Source organism: Caballeronia sp. dw_276 (assembly GCF_018449635.1).
Classification (GTDB): Bacteria; Pseudomonadota; Gammaproteobacteria; order Burkholderiales; family Burkholderiaceae; genus Caballeronia.
The window spans coordinates 158,630-184,221 of sequence record NZ_JAAVUV010000012.1; the positions used below are offsets into that span (position 1 = coordinate 158,630).

22 protein-coding genes are annotated in these 25,592 nt (G+C 60.9%); 6 read left to right on the forward strand and 16 right to left on the reverse strand.

The annotated features are described in order from the left end of the window. On the reverse strand, positions 1-1,278 hold the full coding sequence (locus HB633_RS23935) for an HlyD family type I secretion periplasmic adaptor subunit (RefSeq protein ID WP_255581093.1): 1,278 nt from the start codon (positions 1,276-1,278) through the stop codon (positions 1-3). After that, positions 1,278-3,578 carry a type I secretion system permease/ATPase gene (locus tag HB633_RS23940; protein ID WP_213780602.1) on the reverse strand — a complete coding sequence of 767 codons (2,301 nt, stop codon included), beginning with the start codon at positions 3,576-3,578 and terminating at the stop codon, positions 1,278-1,280. Before HB633_RS23940 ends, HB633_RS23935 begins: the two co-directional genes overlap by 1 nt. Positions 3,579-4,182: 604 nt before the next feature. On the opposite strand from HB633_RS23940, the gene HB633_RS23945 reads away from it, so the two are divergent. Beyond that, positions 4,183-4,956 (forward strand): copper homeostasis protein CutC, encoded by a 774-nt coding sequence (locus HB633_RS23945; protein WP_213780603.1) that lies wholly within the window; start codon positions 4,183-4,185, stop codon positions 4,954-4,956. A 59-nt stretch (positions 4,957-5,015) separates the two neighbouring features. On the opposite strand, the gene HB633_RS23950 is transcribed toward HB633_RS23945, so the two are convergent. The 9 genes from HB633_RS23950 to bamE all read right to left on the reverse strand — a co-directional run bounded on the left by HB633_RS23950 (position 5,016) and on the right by bamE (position 14,449). After that, positions 5,016-5,432 (reverse strand): CopD family protein, encoded by a 417-nt coding sequence (locus HB633_RS23950; protein ID WP_213780674.1) that lies wholly within the window; start codon positions 5,430-5,432, stop codon positions 5,016-5,018. Positions 5,433-5,464: 32 nt separating this feature from the next. Next, positions 5,465-6,742 carry a glutamate-5-semialdehyde dehydrogenase gene (locus HB633_RS23955; protein WP_213780604.1) on the reverse strand — a complete coding sequence of 426 codons (1,278 nt, stop codon included), beginning with the start codon at positions 6,740-6,742 and terminating at the stop codon, positions 5,465-5,467. 64 nt (positions 6,743-6,806) lie between these two features. After that, the gene (holA, locus tag HB633_RS23960) at positions 6,807-7,922 is read right to left on the reverse strand and encodes a DNA polymerase III subunit delta (protein ID WP_213780605.1); all 1,116 of its coding nucleotides are present in this window, start codon (positions 7,920-7,922) and stop codon (positions 6,807-6,809) included. A gap of 18 nt (positions 7,923-7,940) precedes the next feature. Then, a complete protein-coding gene (gene lptE / locus HB633_RS23965) occupies positions 7,941-8,492 on the reverse strand; it encodes an LPS assembly lipoprotein LptE (protein WP_213780675.1) in 552 nt (183 codons plus the stop codon). Between the two features lie 74 nt (positions 8,493-8,566). Next, a complete protein-coding gene (gene leuS, locus HB633_RS23970; RefSeq protein WP_213780606.1) occupies positions 8,567-11,161 on the reverse strand; it encodes a leucine--tRNA ligase in 2,595 nt (864 codons plus the stop codon). A 292-nt stretch (positions 11,162-11,453) separates the two neighbouring features. Further along, the gene (locus HB633_RS23975) at positions 11,454-11,879 is read right to left on the reverse strand and encodes a biopolymer transporter ExbD (RefSeq protein ID WP_213780607.1); all 426 of its coding nucleotides are present in this window, start codon (positions 11,877-11,879) and stop codon (positions 11,454-11,456) included. A gap of 36 nt (positions 11,880-11,915) precedes the next feature. Next, on the reverse strand, positions 11,916-12,620 hold the full coding sequence (locus HB633_RS23980; RefSeq protein WP_213780608.1) for a MotA/TolQ/ExbB proton channel family protein: 705 nt from the start codon (positions 12,618-12,620) through the stop codon (positions 11,916-11,918). A gap of 34 nt (positions 12,621-12,654) precedes the next feature. Beyond that, positions 12,655-13,452: a 4-hydroxy-tetrahydrodipicolinate reductase gene (dapB, locus tag HB633_RS23985; RefSeq protein WP_213780609.1), complete on the reverse strand. Its 798-nt coding sequence runs from the start codon at positions 13,450-13,452 to the stop codon at positions 12,655-12,657. A gap of 169 nt (positions 13,453-13,621) precedes the next feature. Next, positions 13,622-14,449, reverse strand: a complete 828-nt coding sequence (gene bamE, locus HB633_RS23990) for an outer membrane protein assembly factor BamE (RefSeq protein WP_213780610.1) — start codon at positions 14,447-14,449, stop codon at positions 13,622-13,624. A 201-nt stretch (positions 14,450-14,650) separates the two neighbouring features. Between bamE and fur the strand changes: the two genes are divergently transcribed. Beyond that, on the forward strand, positions 14,651-15,079 hold the full coding sequence (gene fur / locus HB633_RS23995) for a ferric iron uptake transcriptional regulator (protein ID WP_213780611.1): 429 nt from the start codon (positions 14,651-14,653) through the stop codon (positions 15,077-15,079). Positions 15,080-15,153: 74 nt separating this feature from the next. Here the strand turns inward: fur and gap are convergent, their stop codons facing one another. Both gap and tkt read right to left on the reverse strand, forming a co-directional pair. Then, entirely contained in the window at positions 15,154-16,164 is a 1,011-nt protein-coding gene (gap, locus tag HB633_RS24000; protein WP_213780612.1) for a type I glyceraldehyde-3-phosphate dehydrogenase, read from the reverse strand. Between the two features lie 68 nt (positions 16,165-16,232). Next, a complete protein-coding gene (tkt, locus tag HB633_RS24005; RefSeq protein WP_213780613.1) occupies positions 16,233-18,263 on the reverse strand; it encodes a transketolase in 2,031 nt (676 codons plus the stop codon). A gap of 311 nt (positions 18,264-18,574) precedes the next feature. Between tkt and HB633_RS24010 the strand changes: the two genes are divergently transcribed. Both HB633_RS24010 and HB633_RS24015 read left to right on the forward strand, forming a co-directional pair. Further along, positions 18,575-18,988: a glyoxalase/bleomycin resistance/extradiol dioxygenase family protein gene (locus HB633_RS24010; protein ID WP_213780614.1), complete on the forward strand. Its 414-nt coding sequence runs from the start codon at positions 18,575-18,577 to the stop codon at positions 18,986-18,988. 62 nt (positions 18,989-19,050) lie between these two features. Beyond that, positions 19,051-19,788 (forward strand): 16S rRNA (uracil(1498)-N(3))-methyltransferase, encoded by a 738-nt coding sequence (locus tag HB633_RS24015; protein ID WP_213780615.1) that lies wholly within the window; start codon positions 19,051-19,053, stop codon positions 19,786-19,788. 81 nt (positions 19,789-19,869) lie between these two features. Here the strand turns inward: HB633_RS24015 and HB633_RS24020 are convergent, their stop codons facing one another. From HB633_RS24020 to HB633_RS24030, 3 genes are all read right to left on the reverse strand, one after another. Next, positions 19,870-20,427 (reverse strand): barstar family protein, encoded by a 558-nt coding sequence (locus HB633_RS24020; protein WP_056356245.1) that lies wholly within the window; start codon positions 20,425-20,427, stop codon positions 19,870-19,872. Positions 20,428-20,432: 5 nt separating this feature from the next. Beyond that, the gene (locus tag HB633_RS24025; RefSeq protein ID WP_346730355.1) at positions 20,433-20,951 is read right to left on the reverse strand and encodes a ribonuclease; all 519 of its coding nucleotides are present in this window, start codon (positions 20,949-20,951) and stop codon (positions 20,433-20,435) included. A gap of 496 nt (positions 20,952-21,447) precedes the next feature. Next, entirely contained in the window at positions 21,448-23,754 is a 2,307-nt protein-coding gene (locus tag HB633_RS24030; protein WP_056356141.1) for an NADP-dependent malic enzyme, read from the reverse strand. A gap of 245 nt (positions 23,755-23,999) precedes the next feature. Here HB633_RS24030 and thiL point away from each other — a divergent pair, with 245 nt between their 5' ends. Next, a complete protein-coding gene (thiL, locus tag HB633_RS24035; RefSeq protein ID WP_213780616.1) occupies positions 24,000-25,022 on the forward strand; it encodes a thiamine-phosphate kinase in 1,023 nt (340 codons plus the stop codon). Further along, positions 25,012-25,548, forward strand: coding sequence for a phosphatidylglycerophosphatase A (locus tag HB633_RS24040; protein ID WP_255581095.1), 537 nt, complete (start codon positions 25,012-25,014; stop codon positions 25,546-25,548). The genes thiL and HB633_RS24040 overlap by 11 nt, the downstream gene beginning before the upstream one ends. The last annotated feature ends 44 nt before the right edge of the window (positions 25,549-25,592 follow it).

Below are 25,592 nucleotides of genomic sequence, written 5' to 3' on the forward strand. Positions count from 1 at the left end.
TTATCTCTCGCGGAACGCTTCACGCGACTTGAAAATCGGTTTCAGCAAGTACGACAGAACGGTCTTTTCGCCAGTGCGAATCTCGACGTTGCCGGTCATGCCAGGAATGATCGGCAGATGTTTGCCGGCGGCGACAAGTTCGCTCTTTTCCGTCAGGACGTCCACGCGGTAATAAATGGCATCCGGCTTGCCGGGCGCTGCTTTTTCATCGGTGAGCGTGTCCGGGCTGATGGTCAGGACATGCCCCTTCAGACCGCCGTAAATACCAAAGTCGTACGCGGAGATCTTCACCATGGCCGGAAGGCCCGGCTTCAGGAAGGCAACATCCGAAGGCTTGACGTGCGCTTCCACAATCAGTTGATCAGCGTAAGGAACGATGCTCATGATTTGCTGGCCCGGCTGAATCACGCCGCCAACCGTGGTCACCTTGATGTCCTTGACCGTGCCCTTTACCGGCGCTAGAAGCGTTGTCCGCTTCAAGACGTCCGCGCGGCCCACGAGGTTTTCCTTCGTCTGGGAAAGTTCGAGTTCGAGTCGCGAGAGTTCGTCGTTGGCATCGGCCTGATATTTGTTCCGGCGATCGACGATCTGCGACTGAAGCTCGTTCGCGCTACGTCTCATGCGAATGACTTCGGTTTCCGAAATAAGTCCGCGCTTGGCGAGTGGCTCTGTCATATTCAGCTCGTCCATGGCGAGGCCATAGCTGTGCTGAAGCGACGCCACGCTGTCTTCCAAAGCCCGGCGACGCGCGTTGTACGCCATCGTTTCACTCTGCACGACCGACTTATCGGCCAAGACTTCCGGGGGAAATACGAGTGCGGTGTGGAAGGCCTCGGCTTTCAACCGTGCGACCTTCCCTTGCAAGCCGATCAGCTTCGACAGTCCTTCTGCATAGTTCGAATCGGCGCGCTTCGGATCGATGTTGAGCAGCAACTGCCCTTTCTCGACCACATCGCCTTCCCGAACGTGCATGTCGGCGAGAATCCCGCCTTCGAGCGACTGGATGATCTGTTCACGGCTGACAGGGATCACTTTCCCTTGCCCTTGCGTGATTTCCTCGACCTTGGCGAACTTCGCCCAGACGAGCCCGGCAACCAGGATCGCGGCGACGAGGTAGAGCACGGCCAGCGTGCCAGGGATGGTCTGCGCGAGCGACGATTCGCGCAGGTCGTTCATGTAAGCGAGATGGGCGGGATGGATGCGTGGCGCGGCATTCTTGCGGCGGCCGGCCGGCGTCAATCCGCGGATCCAGCGGCCCAGTTTGGTAAGTGAGTTCATCATTGTTCCTTCGTGATGCGGGCCGGTTCATCGCCGGACGGCGTCGGTTGTGTGGCCGTCGGCGCACGCAACGCGGCAAGCACGGCTTCCTTGGGGCCATCGGTGACGACCTTCCCGCCATCGACAACGATGATGCGATCCACCAGAGCCAGCAGCGACGGCCGGTGCGTGACCACGACCAGCGTCGTGCCGACGGTTGCCCCTGCCAGGTCGCGAATAAACGCGGCTTCGGTCTGGGTATCCATGGCGCTGGTGGGTTCGTCCATCAGCAACAACTTGGGACGGGCGAGCAGGGTTCGGGCAAGCGCCACGAGCTGACGTTGACCACCGGACAGGCCATCGCCGTTTTCGCCAATCTGCATGTTCCAGCCGTGCGGATTGCCAGCGGCTATAGCGTCGAGCCCGGTAACCTTCGCTACGCGCAGTAATTCGTGAATGGAAGCGTCCGGACGGCCGATCATCACGTTCTGACGCAGCGAGCCATAAAACAGGCGGCTGTCCTGGGCGACATACCCAATCGAGGCGCGCCAGTCGGACGGATCGATTTGCGAAAGGTCGATACCATCGCTGAAAATCTGGCCGCTCGTCGGACGATAAAGATTCGACATCACGCGCAGCAGCGTAGATTTGCCGCTGCCGACGCGCCCCAGAATGGCGATGCGTTCACCCGCTTCGATCTTGATGTTGATGTCCTTGAGGAACTCGGGCGGCTTCATGCCGTTCGGTGCCGGGTAGTGGAATCCAACGCTCTTCAATTCCACCGCACCGGTGACAACAGGGCCGTCGAGATAATCCACTTCGGGATCGCGTTCGACCGGCATTTGCATCAGCTTGCTGAGCGAATCGAGGGCTGCTTTCGACTGCTGGAAGCGGACAGCCAGGCCGGTCACTTGAGCGAGCGGCGCAAGCGCGCGGCTTGCCAGGATCACCGAACCGATCAAGGCACCCTGAGTGAGCTTGCCATCGGCGATGAGATACACGCCTGTCACCACGATCATCACCGTCTCGAACTGCGTGACCCACGATACAAAGTTCGTAGCCAGCGCCGAGAGATGCTTGGATTTCATCGACGTATCGGAGGCCTTCGCTGAAAACAGTTCCCAGCGTTCCTGCATGTAACGTTCACCGCCCGTTGCCTTGAGCGTTTCGATGCCTTCAACGGTTTCAATCAGGACACCTTGCTTAAGCGATGATTCGCGCAGGTTTTCCTTCATGGTCTTCTTGAGCGGCCACTGGATGAAGAGACTCACGCCCACGATCACTGGAATCAGCGCCAGCGGAATGAAACCGAGCGGCCCGGCAATCATGAAGATCACCGCGATATACAGAAACGTGAACGGCAGATCGGAGATTGTCGCGAGCGTGGCTGACGCCACGAAATCCCGCACCGATTCAAATTCGCGCAACTGATTCGCGAACGATCCCGACGATGCCGGCTTATGTTCCATCCGGATGGACAGCGCCTGCTTGAAGAGCATCGCGCCCATGATCAAGTCGGCTTTTTTGCCGGCGGTATCCAGCACATGCGCCCGCACGTTTCGCGAGATGAACTCGAACAACATGGCGATCGCCACGCCGATAGCGAGCGACCACAAGGTCGTGAACGCCTGGTTCGGCACGACGCGGTCGTACACGTTCATGGTGAAGAACGTACCGGCGAGCGCAAGCACGTTGATGAGCAGCGCGGCGAGCGCGGCGCTCCAGTAATAACGGCGATAGCGCCACAAGGTGCTTAACAGCCAGTGACCGCTTTCCTTGGCTTCCGGCTTGCCGGCGCGCTTATCGTCGCGGCCTACCGGTTTTACGAGCATCGCAAAACCGGTGTAATTCGCCTTCAACTGGCTCACACCGATAGCGACAACCTTTGATCCGGCTTCCGGCAATACCACCAGGTACGCGGCTTCCATCTCGTCTTGTGGCTGCTCGCCTTCCTTTATTTCCGAAGCGGGCTTAATGAGCTTGACGTCGTTCGGCGAACGGCCGATCAGCACGCAGCCGCCGTGGTCCTTGCGAAACAGCACGACCGGCAACAGCATCGGCGAGACTTCGTTCGGCTGGCGTTCGATGACGCCGACCGAGAAGCCGGATTGCTCCATTGCAAGTTGCGCCTGTTTCGGCGAAATAAATCGTCCCGCGGGCAAACCCGAAAGCATCGCCGCCTCGCTGGTCGGCTTGCCGTGATAGGCCGCCATCCAGACCAGGCTTTGCAGCAAGGTATCGTCAACCTTCGTCGATAGCGCCAATGCGTCGCCGCCGTCCGGTTGAATGGGCGTTATCGCGCCCGGTACTTCATTTTTCATGGCATTTGACTGTTGAGCGTCCGATGGGGAGGTCTAAGCTCCGGACCGGCCGGGGTGGATACGTCGCTATGGACGACGCGAAAAGATTCGTCGCGGGATGCATTTTTTCAGCGGGTGCATTATCTGCACGGGCTCGGACGTGGAAAATCGGAAACGTCTTAAATACAAACAGGGAAAGGAATCCGTAATTACAACTCTGCGCACTGGTTTAATGCGATGAGTTGATTCTCGGCGTCCAGACGTCGGAGAACCATGAGAAACGTCCTAATTAAACGGATGAGCACCGTGAATCCGACGCTGCTTTTTTCGGTTAAATCAGGTACTTATGTGGTGATAACAAGCAGGGACGGACGTTTCCGCGCGTAGGGCAGGACGCGAACCGTCCGTCCTCTCAAACTCGCTTAGCGGTAATGAGGAGTATTAATTCAATTCGAAACGGGCTTACGTGCAAAGTAACTCCGAGGGAAGCGAAGTATTATCATCAAGTGCGGCTATTCATTTTTTCGCTTCAAGCAACTGAATTGATCGATCAGCGCGTTGTCAGCAAATCTGGTTTCACCTGCCTTAAGCTCTCAGACTAGACCTCATTACCGGATATCGATTTATGTCTTCATCGCCCTTATTGCTTGAGATCTGTGCCGGTTCGGTAACCTCTTGTTTGGCGGCACAGGCAGGCGGCGCTGGCCGCGTCGAATTTTGCGACAACCTCCTGGAAGGCGGCACCACGCCCTCTTATGGCGCGATAGCCAGCGCACGGGACAAGTTGCGGATCTTGCTGAACGTGATCATCCGCCCGCGCGGTGGCGACTTTCTCTATTCAGATGTCGAATTCGAAGTCATGGAGCGGGACGTCCGTGCGTGCAAGGACCTGGCAGTGGATGGCGTGGTGATCGGGTTGCTCACCGCTGACGGCGACATCGATGTGCCACGCACGAAGCGCCTGATCGAACTGGCCGTGCCCATGCCGGTCACCTTCCATCGCGCGTTCGACGTCGCGCGTGACCCGTTCAAGGCGCTGGAAGACATCATCCTCGCCGGCTGTAACCGGCTGCTGACTTCCGGTCAGCAAGCAAGCGCGTTCGAAGGGCGCGAACTGATATCGCAACTGCGCGAGGCGGCGGGCGACCGGCTGGTCGTCATGCCCGGCGCCGGCGTGCGGCTGAACAACATCGCGCAACTGGTTGCTGAAACGGGCTGCATCGAATATCACACTTCGGGTCGTGCGCCCTTTCCCAGCGGCATGCGATATCGCAATGAGCGCGTGAAGATGGGCGGGCCCGGGCAAGATGAATACGCAATCGTGGAGACTTCGGCCGATCTGGTGAAGCAGATCATGGCGGAGGGAAATGATGCCTGGAAGCGGCTACACGGCATCTGAACGCAAAAACGCCGGCACTCGAGGCCGGCGTTTCTTTTCATGCAACATGCTGATGCGTTTCAGAACGGTTTGAGCACGACCAACAAAGTCGCTCCGAGCAAACCCAGAACCGGCAGTTCGTTGAACATCCTGTACCACTTGTCCGAGCGCTTGTTCTCACCACGCGCGAACGTGCGCAGCAATACGCCGCAATACGCGTGATAAATAATGATCAGGATCACTATGGTCAGTTTTGCATGCATCCATCCCTGGCCTTGTCCGATACCCACCACCAGAAATAGCCACAAGCCGCAAGCCAGTGCCGGCACCGCAATAAACGTCATGAAGCGAAACAGCTTGCGCGCCATGATCAACAGGCGGGAGATAGCGGCCGGTTCGGTTTCCATCGCGAGGTTGACGAAAATTCGCGGCAGATAAAACAGGCCGGCGAACCACGAGGCCACCAATACTATATGCAGCGCTTTGATCCAGAGCATCTGAGACATTTTCTCGTTGTTATCGGCGAAGGTTATTGACGTACTTCGCCGTGACCTAAAACTACATACTTCAACGATGTCAAACCGTCCAGCCCGACCGGGCCGCGTGCGTGCAGCTTGTCGTTCGAGATGCCGATCTCGGCGCCCAGGCCGAACTCGAAGCCATCGGCGAAACGCGTCGATGCATTGACCATCACGCTCGCCGAATCCACTTCGCGAAGGAAGCGCATGGCACGGTCGTGGTCTTCGGTGACGATGGCGTCGGTGTGACGCGAGCTGTAGGTGTTGATGTGATCGATGGCGTCGTCCAGTCCGTCGACCAGCTTGACGGACAAGATGGGCGCGAGGTATTCGGTGCTCCAGTCGTCTTCCGTGGCGTTGACGAGCGGGCCTTCGTAGCGGGCGTTATCGAGCACGGCTCGGCTCGCCGCGTCCACGCGCAGTTCCACGTCTTTCGCCCTGAACGCGTTCGCGAGCAACGGCAGCGCTTCTGCCGCAATTCCGCGCGCGATGAGCAGCGTTTCCATGGTGTTGCAGGTTCCGTAACGATGCGTCTTCGCGTTGTCGCAGACGTTGAGCGCCTTGGTCAGGTCCGCGCGGTCGTCCACGTAGACGTGGCAGATGCCGTCGAGGTGCTTGATCATCGGCACGCGTGCTTCTTCCATCAGGCGTGCGATCAGGCTCTTGCCGCCGCGCGGGACAATCACATCGACGTATTCGGTCATGGTGATCAGCTTGCCCACCGCCGCACGATCCGCGGTCGATACAACCTGCACGGCTTCCTGCGGCAAGCCGGCCGCTTCCAGCCCTTCGCTGATCAACTTCGCCAACGCTGCATTGCATTCGAGCGCTTCCGAACCACCACGCAAAATGGCGGCGTTGCCGGACTTCAGGCAGAGCGCGGCGGCATCGATAGTCACGTTCGGCCGCGATTCATAAATGATGCCGATCACGCCGAGCGGTACGCGCATCTGGCCGACCTGAATTCCGGTCGGCCGGAATTTCAAACCACTGATTTCACCGATGGGATCAGCCAGCGCGGCAACTTGCCGCAAACCTTCGATCATGGTGTTCAGTGCTTTATCGGAAAGCGTCAACCGGTCGATGAACGCCGCGTCATGCCCTTTGTCGCGGGCACGGGCGAGATCCCGCGCATTCGCGTCTTTCAGTGCGGCGCGCTCGCGTTCGATGGCGTTGGCAATGGCGCCGAGCGCGGCGTTCTTGTCGGCCGTTGACGCCCGCGCCATGGCGCGCGAAGCGCGGCGCGCGCGGCGGCCGAGGTCGATCATGTATTCGTCGATGTTGGTCATCGTCATTCTCTTGGAGCGCTGGAGCGCTAAAAAGCGCAAAGATAAGCCCGATTCTAAGCCGATGTCAGCCTGGACGCTTTGACGGCGGCGCTTTAGGCGCGTTGCCTTGCAGTGGACTGCCCGACGACGCCACGGTCATCGCAAGTTCGAACATGCCGTCCCAGACATCGGGCGGCGGATCGCCTGGACCGGCGCTGCCTCGCGGCCCGCTGCCGCCGGACAAGCCTTTAACCTGCCGATCCAGCTTCGCCGCCAGCGACAACGCCTTTTCAAGCGCCGCCTCGCTCACGCGTGAAAGGGCCGGCCCGATCAGCCGTTCGCGCGGACCCCAGACGCGGTTTTCGCGCAGCAAAGTGGCAAGCGGTTTGCCCGCCGCAACGCCGCGTTTCATGCGCAGCAATGTGCGCACTTCTTCGACCAGCGCCCAGATCACGAGCGTGCCGGCTTCGCCCTCGCCCTTCAGCCCGTCGAGCATGCGCGTCAAACGGCCTACGTCGCCGGTGAGCATGGCTTCGTTCAGCTTGAATACGTCGTAGCGCGCGACGTTGAGCACGGCGTCGTGGATCTGTTCGAACGTGAGAATACCTGTGGGGTACAAAAGCCCGAGCTTCTGGATTTCCTGATGCGCGGCGAGCAGATTGCCCTCCACTCGCTCGGCGATAAACACCAGCGCGCGCCGCCCGTCTTCTCCCGGCGCGACCCGCTGGTTTTGCGCACTGAGCCGTTGCCCGATCCACATGGGCAACTGCGCGCGCTCGACCGGATCGATCTTCAGCGCAACGCCCGGCCCGCTCAACGCCGTGAACCACGCGGACTTTTGCGTGGCCGCGTCGAGGCGCGGCAAGGTGATGAGCGTGAGGACGTCGGGGTTATCGGCGGCGGCCAGGGTTCTCAACGCCTCGCCACCTTCCTTGCCCGGCTTGCCGGTCGGAATGCGCAACTCGACCAGTTGGCGATCGCCGAAAAGCGACATCGACTGGCTGGCGCCGAGCAGCGAACTCCAGTCGAAATATCGATCGACCACGAACACCGAGCGGTCCGTGAATCCCTGCGCCCGGGCCGACGCGCGAATCTTGTCCGATGCTTCCTGCACGAGCAGATGCTCGTCGCCATAAACGACGTACAGGCCTTTCAGCCCTTTGGCGAGGTGCGCATCGAGCGCGTCGAGTCGAAGTTGCATGGTTTCTGCGACGCGCGCTTATAGCGGCGGCACGGGCAGCGGCGCACGCGGCGCGATGCCCGGCAACGCTTCGCTCGGCGCCGGATGCAGCGAACGCACGACGGCAAGGCGGCGGGTCAGTTGATCGACGGCATCGAATTGCATGTCGCGGAACAGCGTCTGCGCTTCCGTACCCTTCGCGAGCGTGAACTGGTCGCTGTAAGTCAACGCGCGGTTAAGTGCGATCGTGCTTGGCGGAATCAGCAGCGTGCCGTCGGCGCCGACCAGCGTGTAACCCAGGTTGTAGTCGAGCTCGTATTCCTGCACGACGCCTTGTGCGTTCAGGCTCAACGTCTTCATGCCGGTGCCGCTGCTAAGCGATAGAACGGCGTCGGGCTTTTCGGACGTCTTGACGATCACGGTGTCACTGCCACCCTCCACCACGCGCTGCAGGCGTCCGAGCATCTCCGGCGTGCCGCCGCTGATGGCGAGCCGCTTGAACGCGTAGTCCTGCTGGCCGCGCAACTGGAACCCACACGCGGACAGCAGCAACGCGCCGCATGCCAGCGAGAGGATCGACCTTCGGCTGATCACTTTGTTGGTCGAACTGAAGCCTTTGCTGCTCACAACGTCCTCCAGAATTTTCACGGTGCGCGAAACCCGGCTCATACGACCACGTTCACCAGTCGGCCCGGCACGACGATCACCTTCTTCGGCGTGCGCCCTTCCGAGAATTTCTCGAACATCTCGTGCGCCACCGCCGCCTTTTCGATGTCCTCGCGCGACGCGTCCTTCGCCATGGTCATCGAACCGCGCACTTTGCCGTTCACCTGCAGCACCAGTTCGATTTCAGATTGCTCGAGCGCGGCTTCATCGACTTTCGGCCAGGGCGCGTCGAGCAAGCTGCCGTACACGTCGGCATAACCGAGTTCCTGCCACAACTGGAACGTGATGTGCGGCACGACCGGATACAGCACGCGCAGCAACACGCCGAAGGTCTCGTTGACCACGGCTGGCGTGGCGTCCTTCGCGCTGTCGACGGCGTTCAACATCTTCATTGCCGCCGACACAACCGTGTTGTACTGCAAGCGGCCATAGTCGAAATCCGCTTGCTTCAGGATGGTGTAGATCTCGCGGCGCAGCGTGCGGTCGGAATCGTTGAGCTTCGATGTATTCAGTTTGCCGTGCGCCTTGAGCGCGTCCGCGCGGCCGTGCGCCAGTTGCCACACGCGGCGCAAGAAGCGGCTCGCGCCTTCCACGCCCGTACCCGACCATTCGAGCGATTGCTCCGGGGGCGCAGCGAACATCACGAAGAGGCGTGCCGTGTCCGCGCCGTAGGCATCGATCAGCGATTGCGGATCAACGCCGTTGTTCTTCGACTTCGACATCTTCTCCACGCCGCCGATCACGACCGGCTGGCCGTCCGCGTTCAGCACCGCGCCAACCGGGCGGCCCTTGTCGTCGTGCGAAACGGTCACGTCCGCCGGGTTGATCCACGTCTTCTTGCCGGCTGCGTCTTCGCGATAGTACGTTTCGTTCAGCACCATGCCCTGCGTGAGCAGGTTCTTCGCGGGTTCATCGAAGCTCACGAGACCGAGGTCACGCATCACCTTCGTCCAGAAGCGCGAATACAAAAGGTGAAGAATTGCATGCTCGATTCCGCCGATGTACTGGTCCATCGGCATCCAATAATCGGTGCGTTCGTCGACCATCGACTTGGCGTCGGGCGCTGCGTAGCGCGAGAAGTACCACGACGAATCCACGAACGTGTCCATGGTGTCGGTTTCGCGTTTTGCCGGCGCGCCGCACTTCGGACACGTGCAATTCACGAACGCTTCCGACTTCGCGAGCGGATTGCCCGTGCCGTCCGGCACGAGGTCTTCCGGCAGCACGACCGGCAAATCCGCTTCCGGCACCGGCACGTCGCCGCAGGTTGCGCAGTGGATGATCGGGATCGGCGTGCCCCAGTAACGCTGACGGGAAATACCCCAGTCGCGCAGACGCCAGGTGATTTGTTTATCGCCGAAATTCCTGGCTTTCAGGTCGGCCGCGATTGCGTTGACGGCTTCCTCGAAGCCAAGGCCGTCGTACTTGCCGCTGTTGATCAGCGTGCCCGTACCTTTCTCGCCGTACCACTCTTCCCACGCGTCCGTGCTGTAGGTCTTGCCTTCGACCGCGACCACCTGCTTGATCGGCAGGTTGTATTTCTTGGCGAACGCGAAGTCGCGTTCATCGTGCGACGGCACGCCCATCACGGCGCCTTCGCCATAGCTCATCAGCACGTAGTTGCCAATCCACACTTCGACCTGTTCCTGCGTCAGCGGATGCGTGACGAAGAAGCCGGTCGGTGCGCCCTTCTTTTCCATGGTCGCGACGTCGGCTTCGGCCACGCCACCGCGCTTGCATTCTTCGATGAAAGTTTGCAACGCCGGGTTATCGCGAGCGAGACGCGTAGCGAGCGGATGTTCCGCGGCGACGGCTGCGAACGTCACGCCCATGATGGTGTCGGCGCGCGTGGTGAAAACGCGCAGCAATTTGCTTTCGCCGTCGATCTCGTACGGAAAGCCGAAATTCACGCCGAAGCTCTTGCCAATCCAGTTCTGCTGCATCACTTTCACGCGCTCGGGCCAGCCGAGGCCGTCGAGGTCGCCGAGCAATTGATCCGCGTAATCCGTGATGCGCATGTAGTACATCGGGATTTCGCGCTTTTCCACGAGCGCGCCGGAGCGCCAGCCGCGCCCGTCGATCACCTGTTCGTTCGCGAGCACGGTCTGGTCGACCGGGTCCCAGTTCACCTTCCCGGTCTTCTTATAAGCGATGCCCTTTTCCAGCATCTTCAGGAACAGCCACTGGTTCCATTTGTAGTACTCGGGTTTGCACGACGCAATTTCCCGCGACCAGTCGATAGCCAACCCCATCGACTGCATCTGCTTCTTCATATAGTCGATGTTGTCGTACGTCCACTTCGCCGGCGGCACGTTGTTCGCCATCGCCGCGTTTTCCGCGGGCATGCCGAACGCGTCCCAGCCCATGGGCATCAGCACGTTGTGGCCGTTCATGCGCAGGAACCGGTACATCACGTCGTTGATGGTGTAGTTGCGCACGTGGCCCATGTGCAGCTTGCCCGACGGATACGGCAGCATGGACACGCAGTAGAACTTCGGCTTGTCGCTGGTTTCAGTCGACCGGTAGACATCTTTCGCGCGCCAGTCGCTTTGCGCTGCGGATTCGACGTCGGCGGGTACGTATTTATCTTGCATGGTGTGGTCTTGGCGGTTTTGCCTTGCGGCGATGTGGCTGTGTTGCCCGGAAAAGCCTCACGGCCAGACTCAGGGCGATGCTCGGCGGGCGTTGGTTCGCGGGTCTCGTCGAGGTGAGGCCGTCTGGCATCGCGCCCGGGCCGCTCCTTCAGCGTGGTTCCATGTCCCGTAGATGCAATCAAGGCCATGGAGGCCGCCCGCGCGGCCAAAGCGCGATTATACCGTTGAGGCGAAGGGTTCTGGCGTGGCGCGCCTTTGGGCGACCGGCTCGCCTCATGGGCCCCGGATTCTGTTAGCGCGCCGGTTTGGCCGGCTCAGTCACAAAGCCGATCCTGCTTAGTCCCGCGTTCTGCGCCGCGCCCATCACCCGGGCGATCACGTCGTAGTGCGTCGCCGCCGACGCCCGCAGATGTAGCTCCGGCTGCGTGGCCTTTTTGCCTTCCGCCGCGAATTGCGCCTGCATTTGCTCGAACGCGACCGGCTTGTCGTTCCAATAGAACTTGCCGGTGTCATCGATGGAAAGCGTGATGGTGTCCGGCGTCTCGCGCGCGACTTGCGATGCAACTTTCGGCAAGTCCAGCCGGATGGCATGCGTGAACAACGGCGCGGTAATGATGAAAATCACGAGCAAGACCAGCATCACGTCGATCAACGGCGTCATGTTGATCTCCGCCATGGGAGCGCCGTTCGATTTCTTGTCCAGTCCGCCGAATGCCATGGTGTGTTCGTCCGGTGCGTGTTTCGAAGCGCTGGCTTAAACCGCGTGGTCCTCGACCGCCGCGCTCTTCACCCGACGCGGCGCCGTGCCATTCGTGTAGGCGTGCAGGTCGTGCGCGAAGCCATCGAGTTCTTCCGATATTTGCCGCACCAGCCGCCCGAGCACGTTGTACGCGAGCACGGCCGGAATGGCGACGACCAGCCCGAACGCCGTCATGATCAGCGCCTCGCCAACCGGGCCCGCCACGTTTTCGATCATGGCCTGCCCGCTCGCGGCAATGCTGCCGAGCGCGTGATAAATGCCCCACACGGTGCCGAGCAAACCAACGAAGGGCGCCGTACTTCCCACCGATGCCAGCAAGACCTGTCCGAACTCAAGCCGTCTCTGCGATGCCAGCAGCGCATGCCTCAACGCACGCAACACCCGCTCGCCCGGTTCAACATGCGCGATCAAGGCGCCCGGCATTTCCGCTTCCGATGCACGCCACGCAGCGACCGCCAGCGGCAAATACACCCGTTCCCGATCGACTTTTTTCAGCTCCCCGATGCCGTCCGAAAGCGTCGCCGCCTGCCAGAACCGCTGCACGGCGCGTGGCCCTTGACGTTTCGCACGCACGAGAACCCACGCCTTCACGATCAGGAAACACCAACTCGCCACCGACATGGCCAGCAGCACGCCCGCCACGCCATGCGTGATGCCGTCGCTGCTTTGCAAGTAATGGATGATGCCGGTTGTTGCCATTAAGCGATGACCTCGGAGGAATCAGCGACTGCAATCAACGCAAGCCGAGCACGTCCTGCATGTCGAACATTCCGCGATCCCGGCTCGCGAGAAACCGCGCCGCGCGCAACGAACCCTGAGCGTAGGACAAACGATTGGACGACTTATGCGTGATCTCGACGCGCTCGCCGATTCCCGCAAACAATACCGTGTGGTCGCCGACAATGTCGCCGCCGCGAATCGCGGCAAAGCCGATAGTCGACGGATCGCGTTCCCCCGTCACGCCTTCACGGCCATAGACGGCGCATTCCTTGAGGTCACGGCCGAGCGCGTTGGCGATTGTTTCGCCCATTGCAAGCGCGGTGCCTGACGGTGCATCGACCTTGTGACGGTGATGCGCTTCGATGATCTCGATGTCGTAGCCTTTATCGAAGTGCTTTGCCGCGAATTCGAGCAGCTTGAGCGTCACGTTCACGCCCACGCTCATGTTCGCCGCAAATACGATGCCGATCTTTTCTCCGGCCGCACGCAGTTGGGCTTTTTGATCGTCGCTGAAACCCGTCGTGCCGATCACCATTTTCACGTTATGCCGCAACGCCGCTTCAAGATGCACAAGCGTGCCTTCAGGACGCGTGAAGTCGATCAGCACGTCGCTATCGGCAAACACCCGTTCGATATCGTCCGTCAGAATCACGCCCGTAGTTTTGCCGAGAAGCGAGCCCGCGTCCTCGCCGAGCTGAGGCGATCCCGCGCGGTCGAGCGCGCCGGACAGCGTGGCGTCGGGGTCGTTGAGAACGGTTTCGATCAGCATGCGGCCCATGCGGCCCGATGCACCGGCGATGGCGATTTTCATGGCGTGTCTCGCGTGTTGAGGCGGATTGGCGTTGTGATGACAGTGCTGCGAAAACGGTCAGGCAAAAGATCGAAGCGGCGCGTCTGGCCGCTTGCGTAACAGCACAAGCCAGGCAGGTACGGCGGGACGCTGAAAGACAGAAAGTCGCCCGCCGTGCTGCCTGATTGGCTTAGTTGGTTTTGGTCGATGGCACGTAGAACGTTGCCTGACCGTCCGTGTTCGCCGGCGTAGGCGACGTGCCAGCCGGTCCGACTGCTGCACTGTTCGGAATGGTCACCGTCTGCGGACGACGCTGCAACTGGATCTGCGAGTTGCCGCCAGCGCTCACGTTCGGCGGGAGGCTCGGGTTCCCTGGCACGTTCGGCATGGCCGATGAACGGGTGCGTCCGGTCGGCGCTTCCACGGCTGCAGTTGCGCGGTTGGCTGCCTGAGCAGCTTGCTGGTTGGCGTCGCCAGCGAATGCATTCGAAGCATCCGGCTGCGTGCTCGGCTCGCCGCCCGGCGCCGAAACAGCCGCTGTAGCGGGCGCGGCAGGAACGCCACTCGCACCGGCAGCACTCGCCGCGGCAGGCAACGGCGCAACGGGAAGCTTGCGGCCCTTGTCGCCATCGATTTCAGCCAGCAACTCGAGATTCGACGGCAGGTTTTCCCCGCCCGTCCAGTTCGCCACACGATCGCCGGCAAAATTCACCACGAAATCGCGTTGCTGCACAACCGAAGTCGAACCGCGCTTGAAGTAGAAAATGTAGTCCCAGCGATCCGCATGGAACATGTCGGCCAGCAGCGGCGTGCCGAGCAGGGTTTTCACCTGATCACGCGACATGCCGACCTGCATTTGCGCCGCAGCTTCTGCCGAAACGAAATTCCCCTGCACGACCGTGATCCGATACGGCGTGATGTGTTGCGCGATGCTTTGCGTAACGCTGTCATAGGTGGAACAAGCGGACAACCCGGCCAGGACGGTCATGGTGGCGGCAGCGATCAAAGTTCCGCGCATACGACGGCTCTCCCGGCAATTCAATAAAGATTTTGGAAACATTTCATCCTTCATTTCACCCTTCGCCTGGCCCATTGCCCAAACGGGCGCCGGAAGTTTCGAAGTCTTTCGGAGATCGCGCCATTTCGTTCGGATGGTGACCAGAACGGTAAAAACGCATTACTATGAGAACCTTGAATTGTACTCTAGGGATGCCTAGCCATGACCAATCCCGCCGATCTCAAAAATATCGGGCTGAAGGCAACCTTGCCCCGGCTCAAGATCCTCGAGATTTTCCAGCATAGTCCGGTGCGCCACCTGACTGCAGAAGACGTGTATCGCAACCTGTTGCACGAAGAACTCGATATCGGTCTTGCAACCGTGTATCGCGTGCTCACGCAGTTCGAGCAAGCAGGTTTGCTATCACGCAGTAATTTCGAATCCGGCAAGGCCGTGTTCGAACTCAACGAAGGCTCACACCACGACCACCTGGTGTGTCTTGACTGCGGACTGGTCGAAGAGTTCTTCGACGCCGAGATCGAAAGCCGCCAACAGGATATCGCGAAAGAACGCGGTTTCAAGCTGCACGAACACGCGCTGGCACTGTATGGCACGTGCACGAAGGAACACTGTCCGCATCGGAAAAACTGATTCACCGTAATGCCAGGAAATAAAAAACCGCCGGTTCTTGCGAACCGGCGGTTTTTTTCAATCTACTGCCTTGCTTACTTCGCGTTGGCCAATGCCACGGCCGTGTCCAGCATGCGGTTCGAGAAACCCCATTCGTTGTCGTACCAGCTCGACACCTTCACCAGACGGCCCGAGACCTTCGTGAGCGTAGCGTCGAACGTCGACGATGCCGGGTTGTGGTTGAAGTCGATCGAAACCAGCGGCGCCGTGTTGTAGCCCAGAATGCCCTTCAGCGCGCCTTCCGATGCTTCCTTCATGATCGAGTTCACCTCGTCCACCGTCGTGTCGCGTGCCGCGATGAACGACAGGTCGACGATCGACACATTGATGGTCGGAACCCGAATTGCGTAACCGTCCAGCTTGCCGTTCAGTTCCGGCAGCACCAGACCGACCGCAGAAGCCGCGCCCGTCTTCGTCGGGATCTGGCTGTGCGTGGCCGAGCGCGCGCGGCGCAGGTCCTCGTGATACACGTCCGTCAGAACCTGGTCGTTCGTGTACGCATGGATGGTCGTCATCAGGCCGTTCACCAGGCCGATCTTGTCGTTCAGCGGCTTGACGAGCGGCGCGAGGCAGTTCGTGGTGCACGATGCATTCGAGATCACCGTGTCCGACGCCTTCAGCACGTGATGATTCACGCCATAAACGATGGTCGCATCAACGTCCTTGCCGCCCGGCGCCGAGATGATCACCTTCTTCGCGCCGCCCTTGATGTGCGCGCTGGCCTTTTCTTTCGTCGTGAAAAAGCCCGTGCATTCCAGCACGACGTCCACCTTCAGCTCGCCCCACGGCAATTCGGCCGGGTTGCGGTTCGCCAGCACGCGGATGCGGTCGCCGTTGACCACAAGGTAGTCGCCGTCCACCGACACTTCGCCCGGGAACTTGCCGTGCGCCGTATCGTATTGCGTCAGGTGAGCGTTCGTCTTGGCATCGCCCAGGTCGTTGATGGCAACGATCTCGATGTCATGCTTCTTGCCGTTTTCGTACAAGGCGCGCAGCGTATTGCGGCCGATCCGGCCGTAGCCGTTGATTGCAACGCGAATCGTCATGGTCTATCTCCTGATGGCTGAAAAAAAGTTCAGTTCGCCGCTGCCGGCACGCTCGTCAAAGCGTCCGTTCAGCCCGCGAGCGCGGCTTTCGCCGTCTCCACGACATGCTCGACGGTAAAGCCGAAATACTTGAAAAGCTCGCCGGCGGGCGCGGATTCGCCAAACGAATCGATGCCCACCACGCCGCCCTCGAGACCCACATACTTGCGCCAGAAATCGGTCACGCCCGCTTCGATCGCCACGCGCACCACGCCCCTCGGCAACACACGTTCGCGATATTCCGCGTCCTGCTGATCGAACACGTTGGTACACGGCATGGACACGATCCGCGCGCCGATGCCTTCCTGGGCCAGCTTCTCGGCCGCCTTCAGCGCCAGTTCGACTTCCGAACCTGTGGCGATCAGGATGATCTTGCGTGCCGGAATGTCGTCGTTCCAGTCGCGCAGCACGTAGCCGCCCTTCGCGATATTCGCGATCTGGACGTCGTTACGTGCCGAGAACAACAGGTTTTGTCGCGTGAAGATCAACGCCGACGGTCCCTTGTAGTCAATCGCCGACGTCCACGCCACGGCGGTCTCAACGGTATCCGCCGGACGCCATACGTGTAAGTGCGGAATCAGCCGCAAGCTCGACGTTTGTTCGACCGACTGGTGCGTCGGACCGTCTTCGCCCAGACCGATGGAATCATGGGTGAACACGAAGATGGACGGCGCTTTCATCAGCGCGGCCACGCGCAGCGCGTTGCGGCTGTAGTCCGAGAACGTCAGGAACGTGCCGCCAAACGGCCGATACCCGCCGTGCAGCACGATGCCGTTAATAGCCGCGCTCATGCCGAATTCGCGCACGCCGTAATTGATGTGGTTGCCCCACTGGATCTGGTTCGAGGTCTCGCCGGCACGCACCGCCTTCGATGCCTTCCAGTTCGTCAAGTTCGAACCCGTCAGATCTGCCGAACCGCCGAGCAATTCCGGCAACGCGGCGGCAAGGCCGTCCAGCGTCTGCTGCGATGCCTTGCGGGTGGCAATGGTCTCGCCCTTCTGATTCGCCGCTTCGATGATGTCCTTCGCGTCCTGCGCCCATTTCGCCGGCAACTCGCCGTTCATGCGGCGCACGAACTCGGCCGCTTCGGCCGAATGCTTTGCGCGGTAGGCATCGAATTGCTTGTTCCATTCGGCTTCGGCACGCGCGCCCGCTTCCTTCGCGTCCCACGCTGCGTAGACTTCCTGCGGAATCACGAACGGGTCCCATGTCCAGCCCATTCCTGCGCGGGCGTCGGCGATTTCCTTCGCACCGAGCGGCGCGCCGTGCGAATCGTGGCTGCCCTGCTTGGTCGGCGCGCCTTTGCCGATGGTCGTGCGGCAGCAGATCAGCGTAGGCTTGTCCGAATTCTTGGCTTGCGCGATGGCCGCGTCCACGGCGTCGACGTTATGGCCGTCGACCGCGCGGACCACGTTCCAGCCGTACGCCTCGAAGCGCTTCGGGGTGTCGTCGTGGAACCAGTGTTCGACATGGCCGTCGATGGAAATGCCGTTGTCGTCGTACAGCGCGATCAGCTTGTTCAGCTTCAGCGTGCCGGCGAACGAACAGGCTTCGTGCGAGATGCCTTCCATCATGCAGCCGTCGCCCAGGAACACGTAGGTGTGGTGATCGACGATCTTCGCGCCGTCCTTGTTGAACTCGGCGGCGAGGAGCGCTTCAGCCAGCGCCATGCCGACAGCGTTCGCCAGACCTTGTCCGAGCGGACCGGTGGTCGTTTCCACGCCCGGCGTGATGCCGTATTCCGGATGGCCCGGCGTCTTCGAATGCAGTTGACGGAAATTCTTGAGTTCGTTGATCGGCAGGTCGTAGCCGGTCAGGTGCAGCAACGAGTACAGCAACATGGACCCATGACCATTCGACAAAACGAAACGGTCGCGATCGGCCCAGTGCGGGTTACTTGGGTTGTGCTTCAGGTGACGCGACCAGAGCGCGACGCCGATCTCCGCCATGCCCATTGGCATGCCCGGATGGCCTGAATTGGCCTGCTGCACGGCGTCCATTGCCAGCGCGCGGATTGCGTCGGCCATCAGGGTAGTCTGGCTGGAAGTCGGGGATGTCATGTCGAGTCCGGTAGGTCCTGAAAAGATCCTGGGATGATTCTGGAGACGCACCGGGCGAACGACGAAACCACGTTTTCAGCAACCGGAGCGACGAGAAACGGAGAGGATCGGAAGCCGGTTATTCTAGCAGACGACTTATAGCCTCAGGCGCGACGTACGCCCGCAACCGGGCGCGAGAAAACGGGCCGGGTCGCGTTGCTCGGGCACGCTCCCTGCATCCGGCAACCGGGCGCAAGGCAATCGGGCCGGGCTTGATCCCGGAACCGCCATGGCACAATGCACGAACCAGCGCGCTCCGAGGAGATTTTGAAATGACCGACCCCCGCCCCGCCGATGTCCCTTGGCTCACGCCGTATCTGACGGTTCGCGACGCACGCGTGAGCACGGGGTTCTATGAGCAGGCGCTAGGATTTGCAGTGCGCGACAGCGTCCACGACGACGGCGCTGTGATCCATGTCGAGATGACATATCGCGGACAGTTGATCCTGATGTTCGCACCGGAAGGCGCGTACGGGTCGCACGCAAAAACCCCGAAAAGCACGGGCCTGATGGCGCCACAATCGTTCTATTTGTACGTCGATGACGTCGATGCCGTTTATTCACGCGCCATGGCCGTCGGCGCCAAGGGGCTGATCGAACCGCAAGACCAGTATTGGGGCGACCGGTTCGCGCAATTCGAAGACCCGGATGGGTATCGATGGGCCATCGCCCGGCATTTGAACTGATCGCGGCCCTTCGTCCTCCTCTTTAGCCCGGGCGTCTCACGCACGTCCGGGCGCACCATTTGATGCCACGCTTCTTCGTCTCCGGCCCGCTCGTTGCGGGCGAAATCACGCCGCTTCCCGACGATGTCGTCCGGCACGTCCATGTCCTGCGTCTGCAAACCGGCGACGCCATAACCTTGTTCGATGGCACCGGCGGCGAGTACAACGCCCGGCTGCTCGAAATCGGCAAACGCGCGGCGACCGCGCACATCGAGGCCTTCTCCGATCATGATGCCGAACCGCCGTATCGCGTCACATTGGCGCAGGGTGTCGCGGGTGGCGACAAGATGGACTGGCTGATCGAAAAGGCCGTCGAACTGGGCGTTGCGTCCGTGATTCCTCTCACGGCCGAACGCGGCGTCGTGCGGCTTTCCGGTGAACGCGCGATGCGCCGGCAAACCCATTGGCAAGCGTTGGCGCGCGCGGCGTGCGAGCAATGCGGGCGCAATCGGGTACCCGAAATTGCGCCCGCGCAGGATCTCGAAAAATGGCTGGATAGTCTGCCGCCCGCTCGGGACGGCGAGTTGCGCTTGTTGTTGTCGCCGAGGGCGGAGCTCGGTTTTGCGTCCCTTCCGGCGACGCCGCCATCCGCGCCGGTGACGTTTGCTATCGGCCCGGAAGCGGGGTTTTCTCCGGCGGAAGAAACTTCCATCGCCGATGCCGGATTTGTCACGCTCGGCCTCGGACCTCGTGTGCTGCGCACGGAAACGGCCGGCATTGCCGTTCTGGCGGCGCTTGCTGCGCGATGGGGCGGATGGTGATTCGGAATGCAAAAAGCCGGTCAGCGCCTGTATTCAACAGACGCCAACCGGCTTCCTTTTGAAGCGATAAACCCGCGTTGCTCAGGCGAACGAGTAGAACACCCTGAACGCCACGCGCCGTTCCGCCCAGAATTCCGCAGCTTCACGAAACACGTCCAGAAGGGTTTCGCGCCCTTCCTTATCGAATTTCTGTGCCACCGGCAGCGCTTCCAGAACGATCACGAATCCCGGCTGCGAACCGGCCTTGTGCACCAGGTCGGTCAGGCTGTCGTACAGCGCGTCGTAATTCTTGCCAAAGTGCTTGGGAAACAAAAACGACGTCGCGATGGTTTCGAGCACTTCCTGCTTGCTCTGCGCCTGACCACAGTATGCGTACAGGAAATGCTGGCCAAGTTTGCTCGCTTCGTCGGCGAGATCCTGAACGCGAAAAGCGCGAATCGACTGCACGATATTCGATCGTACCGTCTTGAAAAGACTCATAGACCCCTCGTTCAATGATGACAGCGCCGTGCTCGGTTCGTCGTCGGGTCTGGTTTCGTCTGTCGTGCGGAGTCGCAAAACGCGCTGGAACATGTTGCCATCGCCGGCGAAAAGATCACCCGCGACACCGTTGTCGTGCGCGTAGATGTTGTCGCTCATGCCGTTCATCCCGAAGTTAATCCCGCAATGCGTTTAAAACTCACGTAATGGTCGTCGGTGTAAAAGCAGTTGTCGATCTGCCGACGGGGCCCGCCACATACGATCCGGCGTGCGCCGCGATCACGGGCGCGCGGCGTAGGAACGGTGTACTCATGGTAATAGCCGCGCGGATGCGGCGGCAACATACGCTCGCGATTGCCAAACACAACGCCGTCTTTCTCGAACGGGAACGGTCCGCCGGCTTCGATCCGCCGTAACGTCACAACGGCCTGTTTCGGCAATTGCGACGCGTCGACGGTCGCTTGCGACGTTTCCAGACCCGCTGATGCGGCATCGCGCCTGGTATCTGCGCGCGGATCGCTTTGCGGCCTGTTCTTGTCTTGCAGCGCGAGCGGCGACTGGGCCTGCGACGCTGCTGCGGTATTGTTGCCGCCCGGGCTCTGCGAGTCCGGCGCGCTCTTGCCGCAGCCGCTCAGCGCAACCAAAAGCGCCGTCAGGAAACCACAAACCCATGCGCGCTTCACCAAACCCATCCCGCTTGAAACCCCAAAAATTGACGACCATGAAAGACGTAAGGGTATCGCTAATGACAGCCGGAATCAATGTTGGTTCGGGCGATGCCCGTTTTTTAATCAACTTGCATGACCGGATAAACCGCTTTCCTTCAGTGGTGCAGCGGTCTGCGGCATATGCACAAAATTTAGGGCGCGATCAAAATTAGGATTTGACTGAGGTATTTTTATCGCGCATGGGATAATAATTGGCTCAAGCGTGGCTTGGGGAGTGGAGCTAGCGTCGCCTCTCTGGTGAAGCTCTCACGGTCGGAGGATCGGAACCACCGCTGTTTGGAGGAGAAAGCAAATCCCCTTGCATGCCTCAAGCGTGCCGGATCGTCCGGCACGCTTTTTTTGTTTGCGGAGGCCATCTCTTTTCCGGCTTCATGCTCGCCAATAAAAAAAGGGATCGCGATATTTCCGCAATCCCTTTTTCACCAACGCAGCCCGCGGGCTCCCGCTACTCTTACCGCGCAACCGCTGTCGTATCCGCCACCAACAACGCCGTCATGTTGACGATGCGCCGAACCGTTGCGGACGCCGTCAGCACGTGAACCGGCTGAGCCGCACCCAAAAGGATCGGGCCGATGGCAATGTTGTTGCCGGCCGCCGTCTTCAGCAGGTTGTACGAGATGTTGGCGGCATCGATGTTCGGCAGCACGAGCAGGTTCGCGTCGCCTTCCAGGGTCGATTCCGGCAGCACTTCGGCGCGCAAACGCGAATCCAGCGCCACGTCGCCGTGCATTTCACCGTCCACGTCGAGCTCCGGCGCGCGTTCTTTCAGCAATGCCAACGTTTCGCGCATCTTGATGGCGGACGGCGCGTTGCTCGTACCGAAATTGGAATGCGAAAGCAGCGCGATCTTCGGCACGATTCCGAAGCGGCGCACTTCCTCCGCCGCCATGATCGTGATTTCGCAAAGCTGTTCGGGCGTCGGGTCGACGTTCACGTGGGTATCGACAATGAAAATCTGGCGGCCCGGCAACACGAGCGCATTCATCGCGGCGTAGACGCTGCAGCCCGCCTTCTTGCCGATCACCTGATCAACAAAGTGCAAATGGCGATGCGTCGTGCTGATCGTGCCGCAGATCATGCCGTCGGCCTCGCCCTTCTTCACCAGCATGGAGCCGATCAGCGTGGTGCGGCGGCGCATTTCCAGCTTCGCCATCTGCGCGCTGATGCCCTTCCTCGCCATCATGGTGTGATACGTCTGCCAGAAATCGCGATAACGCGAGTCGTGGTCGGTATCGACGACAGTGAAATCCACGCCCGGCGTCAGACGCAAACCGTATTTCGCGATGCGCTGCGTGATCACCGCCGGACGCCCGATCAGGATGGGCTTGGCAATCTTCTCGTCCACCGCGATCTGCACCGCGCGCAACACGCGCTCTTCCTCGCCCTCGGCAAACACGATGCGCTTCTTGTCCGGCTCGACGCTGCGCGCGAGCTGGAACACGGGCTTCATGGTCGTGCCGCTGTGATACACGAACTGCTGCAGATGCTGCTCATAAGCATCCATGTCTTCGATAGGACGCGTCGCCACGCCCGAATCCATGGCCGCCTTGGCAACCGCCGGCGCGATCTTCACGATCAGGCGCGGATCGAAAGGCTTCGGAATCAGGTACTCGGGACCGAACGACAAATCCTGAATGCCATAAGCGGTCGCGACAATATCGCTTTGTTCCTGACGCGCCAATTCCGCGATTGCGTTCACGGCGGCGATTTCCATCTCGCGCGTGATCGTGCTCGCACCCGCATCCAGCGCACCGCGGAAGATGAACGGGAAACACAGCACGTTGTTGACCTGGTTCGGATAGTCCGTGCGGCCGGTTGCCAGGACCGCGTCCGGGCGCACTTCCAGCGCGAGTTCCGGCAGGATTTCCGGCGTGGGATTGGCGAGCGCCAGAATCAGCGGCTTCGGCGCCATGTTCTTGACCATTTCCTGCTTGAGCACGCCACCGGCCGAAAGGCCGAGGAACACGTCGGCGCCTTCGATCACATCGGCGAGCGTACGTGCCGACGTTTCGCGCGCAAAACGATCCTTGTCCGGGTCCATCAGTTCGACGCGGCCCTTGTAAACCACGCCGGCCAGATCCGTCACGAAGATGTTCTCGAGTTTCATGCCGAGTTCCACCAGCAAGTCGAGACACGCAAGCGACGCCGCGCCCGCGCCCGAGGCCACGAGCTTCACTTCATCGATCTTCTTGCCGACCACGACCAGGCCGTTGGTGATAGCCGCAGCAACCACGATGGCCGTACCGTGCTGGTCGTCGTGGAACACCGGGATCTTCATGCGCTTGCGGGCTTCGCGCTCCACGATGAAACAATCCGGCGCCTTGATGTCTTCGAGGTTGATGCCGCCGAACGTGGGTTCGAGCGCGCAGATCACATCGACGAGCTTCATGGGGTCCATCTCGTTCAACTCGATGTCGAACACGTCGATGCCCGCAAACTTCTTGAACAGCACCGCCTTGCCTTCCATAACGGGCTTCGAAGCCAGCGGCCCGATGTTGCCGAGCCCAAGCACCGCCGTGCCGTTCGTCACCACGCCAACCAGGTTGCTGCGCGCGGTGAAGCGCGCGGCGTTCAGCGGGTTCGCAACGATCTCTTCGCACGCGAACGCGACGCCCGGCGAATACGCCAGCGCAAGATCGCGCTGGTTGATCATCTGCTTGGTCGGGGCGATCGCGATTTTGCCGGGGGTCGGGAACTCGTGATAATCGAGCGCGGCTTCGCGGAGTTTGGCTTTGGCGTTATCTGCTGGCGTGGTCATGAGGCGGCGGGCTTTAGGCAAGATTAGAATAGAAGTTCGAACGCATTGTAGCGCCAATCAAAGCCCGTCCCAGAAGGTGATACCCGCAATTCCGGGCGCATGGCCCATTCGGACAAGGCTTCGAAAGGCGGCAGAAAGCACATGCCTCTCAGCGGTTCACGCCGCTAAATCCTTTTATTGAGATGAAACGCGCGCCAACGCGAGCGCATCGTCCCCAACTCTCTTTCGACATTGCCGGACCGCCGATGCTCTCAGAGTTTTCCCTGATCGAACGATATTTCTCCCAGCCCGCGACTACGCGCCGCACACCGGCAGCTCAAAACTCGGGTAGGGAAGCGGGCGCGACGCTCGGTATCGGCGACGATTGCGCGCTGCTCGCGCCCAAGCGCGGTCAGCAACTGGCGATTTCCACCGACATGCTCGTGTCCGGCCGCCATTTTTTCCCCGATGTTTCCCCGTTCGCGCTCGGCCACAAGGCGCTCGCCGTGAACCTCTCGGACCTGGCCGCGATGGGCGCGGCGCCGCGCGCGTTCACGCTTGCGCTGTCCATGCCGAAAGCCGAGGAAAGCTGGCTCCAGGCGTTCAGCGACGGCCTCTTCCAGATGGCCAACGCGCACGGATGCGAGCTGATCGGCGGCGATACCACCGGCGGTCCACACGTGACCATCAGCATCACGGTTTTCGGCGACGTCCCTGCAGCGCGCGCATTGCGCCGCGACGCCGCGCGCCCCGGCGACGACATCTGGGTTTCGGGACAACTCGGCAATGCGCGCGCCGGTCTCGGTGTCAGGCGGCAAGAATGGTCGATACGAGACGCCTCCAGCGAAGCCGTCGCGATCAAGGCGTTGGAACAGCCCGAACCGCGCGTGGCGCTGGGCATTGCGTTGCGCGGCGTGGCGCACGCGGCGCTCGATCTGTCCGATGGCCTTGCAGGCGATCTGCTGCATATATTGAAGCGTTCGGGCATGCGCGCGACCGTCAATGTGGATCTCGTGCCGCGCTCGAGCGTGATCGATGCGTTGCCCGCCTCCGCCCAGTTGCCCTGCGTCCTCGCCGGCGGCGATGACTACGAACTCTGCTTCACCGCGCCCGTCGAGTCCCGCGCGAAAATCGAACGCATGGGCACACGCCTGGGCGTTCTCGTGACGCGCATCGGTACAATCGAGGGTCTTGCGCTTCCCACTGACACGCCCGCGATCGACTGGTGCAATCACGCCGGTCCCGTTTCTTTTACGGCCTCGGGCTACGACCACTTTCATGCAGACTGACCCGATTACCGAGACTATCGACGACAAACCGCGCCCCAAGCCGTCGCGCCGGACGAGCGCGCGCTTCATGCTGTCGCATCCGCTGCATATCCTGTCACTGGGCTTTGGCAGCGGCCTGTCGCCGGTTGCGCCGGGCACCGTCGGCACCTTGTTCGCGTGGGTGTCGTTCGTTGCGTTCAATCCGTATCTGACGGTCGCCGAATGGGCCGTGCTGATTGCGGTTGGGTTCGTGGCCGGCTGCTGGTTCTGCGGCTTCACGGCGAAGAAGATGGGCATTGAAGATCCGTCACCGGTGGTGTGGGACGAGATCATCGCGTTCTGGCTCGTGTTGCTGCTTGTCACGCCGGCCACGTTCACAGGACAGTTGTGGGCGTTCCTCGTGTTCCGTTTCTTCGATATGGTGAAACCGCCGCCCATCCGCTATTTCGACCGTCATTTGAAGGGCGGCTTCGGCATCATGTTCGACGACATCGCGGCGGCGTTCTTCTCGCTGCTCGTGATCGCGCTGTGGCGCATGACCATTTGATCCTGCGCGTTACCGACTCTTCCTTATCCACACGATCAGCCCCT